Annotated in this window: 4 protein-coding genes; all 4 read right to left on the minus strand. The window is 56.7% G+C overall.

From position 1 onward, the window contains the following. The coding region (locus FBQ85_22980) for a glycosidase (GenBank protein ID MDL1878008.1) at positions 1-541 on the minus strand (541 nt) is incomplete at its 3' end. Between the two features lie 28 nt (positions 542-569). Beyond that, the gene (locus FBQ85_22985; GenBank protein ID MDL1878009.1) at positions 570-1,628 is read right to left on the minus strand and encodes a hypothetical protein; all 1,059 of its coding nucleotides are present in this window, start codon (positions 1,626-1,628) and stop codon (positions 570-572) included. A 51-nt stretch (positions 1,629-1,679) separates the two neighbouring features. Then, the gene (locus FBQ85_22990; protein MDL1878010.1) at positions 1,680-3,974 is read right to left on the minus strand and encodes a VWA domain-containing protein; all 2,295 of its coding nucleotides are present in this window, start codon (positions 3,972-3,974) and stop codon (positions 1,680-1,682) included. A 5-nt stretch (positions 3,975-3,979) separates the two neighbouring features. Continuing rightward, positions 3,980-7,399 (minus strand): hypothetical protein, encoded by a 3,420-nt coding sequence (locus FBQ85_22995; protein MDL1878011.1) that lies wholly within the window; start codon positions 7,397-7,399, stop codon positions 3,980-3,982. Positions 7,400-7,727: the final 328 nt, after the last annotated feature.

The raw sequence follows: 7,727 nt of genomic DNA on the forward strand, positions 1-7,727 counted from the left end.
GCACGATCGTGCCGGCCGAGGTCCAGCAGGCTTCCGGGAAGATCAAACCATGCTTGATCCAATGCTGTAAATCGCGCGACGAGGTGAGAGCCAGGCGGCTGGTATGGCCATCAAACGCGGCGTAAGTCATGTAGTACACGCCTTCAATCTCGACCAGACGGGGGTTTTCACAACCACCGGGGATTTCATAATCATACGTTGGAACAATTGCGGGTTTGGGCGCGCGTGTGAAATGAATGCCGTCCGCGCTGGTTGCCATCCCGATGCGTGAAGTTCCGTTCCACAAACCGGCGCCGCTGTTGTCTTCGGCGCGATAGAACAAGTAAACCGTGCTGTCTTTCACGATTGCCGCCGGCTGGCAAACGGCTTTGGTTTCCCAATCATTATTGCGCGGTCGCAGAATTGGATTGTCTTCATAAGGCTGCAAGCTGAGATACGGCAAGCGAATTTGAAACGAAAAGGCGCTATTGCATGTCGCCAGCAGGCAAAAAAATCCCGCGCATAAGGCGCGGGCAAATGTTCGACACGAGTTTTTGTTCATGAGGTTATCACGAGCCTGATCAAAATTTTCATGGTTTACTGGCCTTGATCTCACGATTGAGTTTCGCCAGCCGTATAAAAAGCGCTTCGATATCGCGTTCATACTCGGCCGCCGGCATGCTGGCTTTGGCAGCTTTGAGTTCCTCAATTTCCGCAAGCAGTTTGAGTTTGGTTTGCTCGAGCGGGTGGCCGGTTGCACCCGGCGAAAGTATTACGGCGCGGATTTCCGCGGAGGTATCCGGCAGCAAAAACGTGCGCGCCGCCAAATGGCCATCCGGTGATTGCAACGCCGTCTCGCCGGCGGAAACCCTCGCGAAGCTGAGGCTTGGCATTTCGCTGCCCGCGCCATCAGCGTTGTCATCGAGCAGCGGATGTTCAGGCCGCAAGCGATTGGCTTGTTCATAAAAGCGCACAACGCGATCGCGCGCGTAATCGAATGCTTCTAATAAAGAAACCTTAAGGTCTTTGTCAAGATCCGCCTCTGCCGGTTTCACGAATGCTTCCACAAAAAATTCCGGAAATGCCGTGGTGTATTTTTCCTCGGCGCTGCGCGTCGCGGTAATGACAATGCGCTCACCGCGGCTGAGTTTCTCGACAAAGCCTGCGCTCGCCGCCGTGGTGTTGACAAAAACTTGGCGCCGGCAGGGCAGGCGTTCGAGCCAACGCGCGAAATCAAGGTCGCGCACATCCGGGCCTTCGAGATTGAATTTTGCAAATGCGCCGTCATCGCTGCCGTGGCCGAAGAGAATCACAGCCAGCATGTCGTCGCGCGTCAGAGAGCTTGAAAATTCTGTAAATATTTTTTCGAGTTGCTCGAAGCGGCACGGCAAAGTCGTGGCCGGCAGTTGCGCCGCAGGCTCTGCCAAAAGCGTGATTTGTCGCGGCGAAAAATTATGCTGAGTAATGAGCGCGTCATGAAGCTGTAAGGCAAACTGGCCGAATTTCTCGGTGTAAGCTTCTGTGCCGCCCTTGCCCGCGATGATGACGACGCGCGTTTCGGCCAAAAGTTGTGGAGAAGGCGCCAGTGTAATGCTCAGGAGTACCCCGCCGAGGAATGATTTGAATCCCGGCCGCGGAAGATTTTTCATGAGGTTTTTGCCTAATTTGAAAACTTCTATTTCAGGTTCAACGCCCTCGCTTTAGGACAAACCTCGGGCGCGGCGAATGAACCACTCCGTTGCCAGCAGGGCCACGATCATCAGAAAAAAGATGGGCGCATCCCAAATATCATGCTCCGTCAATTTCGAAAACGAACTGCGTGAAACCGAGATGGCATCGGGCAAATCTTGCGACTCGTCGAGGTGGAAATAACGCCCGCCGGTGATTTCAGCCAGGCGTTGCAAAAGCGGTGCTTGCAAATCGACATTAGCCAGCTCCGCCTGCGAGGGTTCGATAAAAAATGCGGTTTCGGCTTTGCCGAGAAACTGACCTTGCCGGCCATGCGCCAAAATCTCAACGCGATACAGGCCTTCATGCGCCGCTTCGTAGCGCGCGAGATACTTGGCGCGGCTGTCAGCGGAAAGATCTGCGCCCGCCGTTAAGGTAACCGCTTGATTGGCGGCGTCTGTAATTTTAACCGATACATTCGCATTTTCATAGGGCGTGAACGCGCTGTCGCGCACTTCGATGTGCAACGCAATGTCTTCACCCGGCGAATAGCTTTCGCGGTCCAACTCGACGGTGACCGGCTCAGGCGATTGCAGGCTGAGCCAGTGCATGAGTTGGCGCCAAAAGCGTTCGTGCGTTTGATCGCGATGATCGAGGCGCATTTGCCAGCGCCACGTGCTGCTGGTCGCCAAGACGCCGGTGCGGCCGCGGCCAAAGCGCTGCGTTGCGAGCAAAATGCGCGGGGCCTCTTCGCGATGCAGCGGATGTACGGCGAGAATCGTCGCGCCCGGCTTGGCAGCGCCGAGCGGATTATAACCCTGCAGCAACGGCAATCTGCCCCAAATCTGCGCGTTCTCAACCGGGTCGCCGTGCAATTGCAGCAACGGCATGGTCAGATATTCTGCCGTCGGTTGAAAACGAAATTCTTCGTGCAATTGCGGCGCAATCGCGCGGCCATCGGTTGCGGCGTATGTGGGCAGCTCGACCGGCAGCAACTCCGCGATGGGCGTGCGTTGATATTCACCCTGCCCAAAGGAATGGCGGCCGCCGAGCATCATGAAACCGCCGCCGCGCTCGGCCACAAAATCCCTGACCAACTGCAATTGTTCCGGCGAGAAAAATGACGAGGACACGCTGCCAAAAACCACGGCCTGATAGCCGAACAACTCGCGACGATTTTTGGGAAAACCGCCGGCCAGCTCGCTGCTATGGCGCAAACCCAAACGCAAAAATTTTTCCGGTCCGGTTTTGAGCAAAGAGGTTAGTTGCAGCGTCTGATCGCCTTCCAGCGCGCGTGCCATGAATTTGTATTCCCACGGATGCAGTTCTTCGACGTACAGAATGCGCGCCGTGCGATTGCGGCTGTCCAACAGAAAACTTTTTTGATTGTTCGCGGCAACCAGTTCATTCGGTTGTTGCGCAATCGCGACGCTGTATTTGGCGAAACCCTGCCGGCCCGGCGAAAACTGCATGCTCGCGCGCGTGCTGCGATCTTGCAAAACCACCGGCTGTCGTTTGATGACGGTGTTGCCTTCGCGCAATTCCAATTCGACGCTTCTGCCGGCGAAGCCGCGCGATTGGATCAACGTGTTGACCTCGACCATGGCGTTTTCCAGCACGGAGCGCGCGGCATCAACCTTCGCCAGTTGAATGTCATTATTGATTTTCGTGCCAACGCCCACGGTAAAAAGCGGCACTTTGGCCGCCACCAAATCGCGGGCAGCTTCCAGCGGATCATTGCCAGCCGAGGCCGCGCCATCGCTCACGAGAACGACGCCCGAGAGCGTGCCCATTTGCGCCTGCCGCGCTGCATATGCCAGCGCTTGCGCGAGGTTCGTGCTCTCGCCTTCGCCGCGCAGTTGTTTGGCGTCGGCAAGCGGGCTAACGTTGGCGCTGAATTGTTGCGCCTCGACGCGGAAGTTTTTCTTGAGGCGGGAGATGATGCTGGCAGCATCGGTTTCCGAGCCGGCCCAGGCTGCAATCTGATCGACTCGGCGCCGGCCGCCCTCGCCATCCGGGATCGACATGCTTTGCGAATTATCCAGCAACAGCAAGACGCTGCTTTTCTGTGAAACCACCGTGGTTACGGAGAGCGCCGGCTCCAATAAACAAAAAACGAGCAGTACGATCGCAAGCACCCGGAGAGCAATGAGAATTGCATGCCAATGGCGTTGCAACGGCGTGGTGGTGCGGCGGTAAGCCAACCCGATCAACGCCAAAAGCACAACGCCGAGCAGGAGCAGCACCAGAAGTGAGGGGTGCCAGCGCAGCAGCCATTGTCCCTGATCATAAACGACGGGGCTGTATTTAAAAAAGAAGTCGAACATGCGGGTTACGGGTTGTTGGTTGCCGGTTGTTTGCTTTTTGCCAATCTCTCAAAATACTCTTCCACCATTTTGCGGTATTGCGGCGGAACGCGCTCGTCGCGAATCGTCAGCAAGCGCTCGCGCAGTTGCAGGGTTGCCAGGCGCGCCGCCAGCTCCGCCTCGAAACGGCGCAGCGGATCGATTAGCGTGCGCTCGATTTCACTCAGGCGCTGCGGGTTACCGCCCTGAAAACTGCGCAACACGCCACGATAATTTTGCATGAGCCGGGCATAATCATCTGCCAGAGCCGAGTCGTTGCGCATGAATTGCCCAACATTCTCCAGTTGGCGCGCGCCACTCCACAATTGTTGATTCCACCAATTCATATCTTCCGGGCGCAATTGCTCCGGCGAATTGGAATTGTCTCCGGGTTGTCCGGCTTGCTGCGAAGGCGTATTTTGATTTTGTTGTGGGGCGCGGCCCTGGCCTAACGGCGAACCTCCGGCTTGCGCATTGTTTTCGCGGCTTTGCGCCAGCCCGCGCTCCAACTCGCGGCGCACGCGTTGCGCCTCTTGCAAGGCCAGATCCAATTGTTCATCGGGATTGCTTGACAGTTGCGAAAGGCTTTGTTGCAATGCTTTTTCCGCGCGCAGCAGGGCTTGCCGGGCTTCATGCTGTTCAGCCAGCGCGCGTTGCACTTCGTTTTGCGCGAGCGCCTGCGCCGCCTGCTCCATGCGCTCGGGAATTCTGCGCTGCGCAAGATCATTCGTGAGATTGCGCAGATCGCGCGCCACCGCCGGCTTTTCGGATTTGTCCGCCGCAGACTCTTGCAGGCGCTGCAAATTCTGCAAGGCTTGCTCGCTTTGCTCTTGCAGGGCGCGTTGCTGTTCCTGGAAGGATTGGCGCTGCTCGGGCGCGATCTGCTCGCCCTGTTGCTCCAGCGCTGTGCGCAAGTCGCCTTGTTGCTCGGCAAGCTGCTGAAAGTCTTCACGCAATTGTTTCATCTCGTCGCGCAACGAGCCGGATTGCTGGCGCTGCAATTGATCTTGCAAGCGGCGCAATCTTTCCACCGCGCGGTTGCCGTCTGCTGCAGCCGTCGAGGGATTGTCCCGGCGCAAGTTGTCGAGTGAACGCTGCAAATCCTCTGCGGCTTTTTCCAGGTTTTCGCGCAGTTGCTGTGCAGCCTGCTCGCCGGAAGCGGAGGCGTTGCTCAGTTGGCGCATCTGCCGGTTGAGATTTTGCAGATCGCGGTTGATCTGCTCCTGCTCCCGTCGCAAGCGCTCGATTTGGCGCTTGCGTTCCTGCGGCAACGCGTTTTCACGACTGAGTTGGCGGTTTAAATCCACCAGCCGTTCCTGGCGTTGCGCCAGCTCGCGAACTTTTTGCTGCGCTTCGTTCAAGCTGCTGGCGTTCTCCTGTTGCTGGCGATTTTGCAGCGTCTCGTATTTCGATTGAATTTTGTCTAATTCTTCTTTGAATAATTGCGCCAGCTCTTCACGGCTTTGCAATTGCGTGAAGCTCGAACCTGACCCTGAGCCTTGCATGATTTCGCGCCGGCGTAATTCGGCATCGGCCTGCAGCAGAAAATGATACGCTTCGCGCTCAGGCGCGAGCGCCTCCGCCAGCTTTTTTTCGTGCAACAACGGCACGGCTCGCTGCATGGCCTCTGCCGCTTTCTCAAGATAGGTTACCATGCTGCCCTCACCGGCTTCGCCGGTGAGTTGGCCGCGCATGCGGGCATTCTCGGCCATGCGGCTGATGGATTCTTGCAGGCTGGCCTGCGTTTCGGCCAATGCGGAACTGCCGCGCGCCAACTCTTGCTCTGACGTTGTGGCGCGCCGTTGCTCCAGTTTCCAGGTTGCCGTAATAATCTCTTTTTGTGAAATGGACAAACCGGCGCTCGGCATGCCGCCGCCGCCCTGACTCAACGCGCGATAAAATTCTTCTTCGAACGGACGAATTTCGAAGAAGAAAAGATCACTCGTGGCTTGCTGTTTGGCATCGTGCGCTTCGAAGTAATACGAGATAAAATCACCCGGCCGCGCGCCGAGATCTTCCAAATACAAAAGCGTGCCCGCGATGTATTCAGAGCTGGTTCCGCTTGGCCGCTGTGTGCGCGCCGCTTGCCCTAACAAATCCTGCCGCACTGCCGGCTGGTTGTTATGCGAATAGATCAGCGTGAGTTGTTTCAGTCCGTAATCTTCCCGCACCCGTACTTCCACGGGAACTTCTTCGAGCATCGTCGGCCGTAAATCCCGCCCGGGACGGGTAATCGTGATCTGCGGCGGCTCATCGGGCATAACATGAATAAAATATTCCACCGGTTTGTTGGTCATGCCGTCGTTATTGGTGAAGCGCAAAACATAATGCCCGTCTTTCGTGACGGTAAAGCTTGCGACGGCAAGCGTATCGTTGCGTAAATCCATTTCACGAAAATCGGCCGCATGCAAGCGCCATTCCGCTTTCGCCAACGGCTGCGTCGAGATTGCTTCGATTTGTATCTCGGTGCCGTTCGGCGCGTAAACATCACCGCCATTTTCCTCCGTCAGAGGTGGCCGCCCGATTTCTTGCGGATAAATGTAGGTCAGGCGCAGTGTTTTGATTTCCGGCGCCTCCACGGCAATAATCGTGAAGATCGGCGATATTTCGTCGCTCACCCGCACATAATAACGCAATGTATCCAGCACATCAAAGAGCTGGTGGGTGAATTTGCCGAGCTGGGTGGTCGAGCTCATGGCATAAGGCAGCCAGGATTGCGGCCCTTGTTCGAGATAGAGCGTGGCTTCACTCGCCTCCAGGTGCGGCGATTCCGCAATCACTTCCACGGTTTCGCCGCGCGGCACGCGTGCGTTGCCTGGTTTCACCTGCAGCGCTTCAACCGCGTGCGCGGCCGGCGCGTTTGATTCAAAATAGTTCGCAAAATAGCCTTGATAGAGATCGGCAGCGCGAAAAAGCAACAGCACTGCCAGGGTTGTAGCCGCAACGGCCAGCAAGCGCCACCACTGCGCAAAACGGATTTGCAGTTGCTCCGGAACATGCAAACGCGCCGCTTCGTCGGCCGCCTCTTGCACCAGACGAGGCCACAAAGGATTTTCTGGCGCGGGAGCCGTATGCGCGCCAAGCTCGACCGCAGTTGCCAGGCGATCTTCCAAAATCGGATTGCGTTCCTCCAGATAACGCGCGATTTGCGCCAGCGTAGGCTGCCGGCGCAAGGGGAGAATCAAATATTGCAGCACCAGCGTCGCCCATGCCGCCAATCCGATAATCGCTAGTATCCACCACAACACCGGAACCGCGTTGAAGACAGGCCTTGTCAGCAAGGCCAATGCGGCCAGACCGAACAAGCCCAGCAAGGCGATGCTCACGCCGCGTTGCAAACGGCTGCGACGCCAGGCGCGCAAACCGGCGGTCAAATTCTCTTCGAGATTTCGATAAACGTGATTCATGTTGGTCGCCGCTTAATCGGGCCTCATCCTGAGTTCGGGTGAATTACGATGCAAAAATTTTATAACGAAGCCTATGAAACAAGCGTGAAAATTTCATGCAACGCCAAGCAGGTTTTTGCCCTCCCCGACACGGGTTATCATTTCGAACGCTTTGCCAACGCCGTACTTGCCGCTTGCTTCATCTCGGTGTACGATTCGCAAGCCACGCTTCACACAGCAAGAGCGCCAGCACCGCCCACAAGCCCATTCGCCACAACTTCTGTTGTTTCTCAACGTCACGTTCGGAAGGCGCGGAGATGCCAAAAACACCGCTGAGTTGTGTTTCTTC

It is taken from the genome of Cytophagia bacterium CHB2, from assembly GCA_030263535.1.
Classification (GTDB): Bacteria; Zhuqueibacterota; Zhuqueibacteria; order Zhuqueibacterales; family Zhuqueibacteraceae; genus Coneutiohabitans.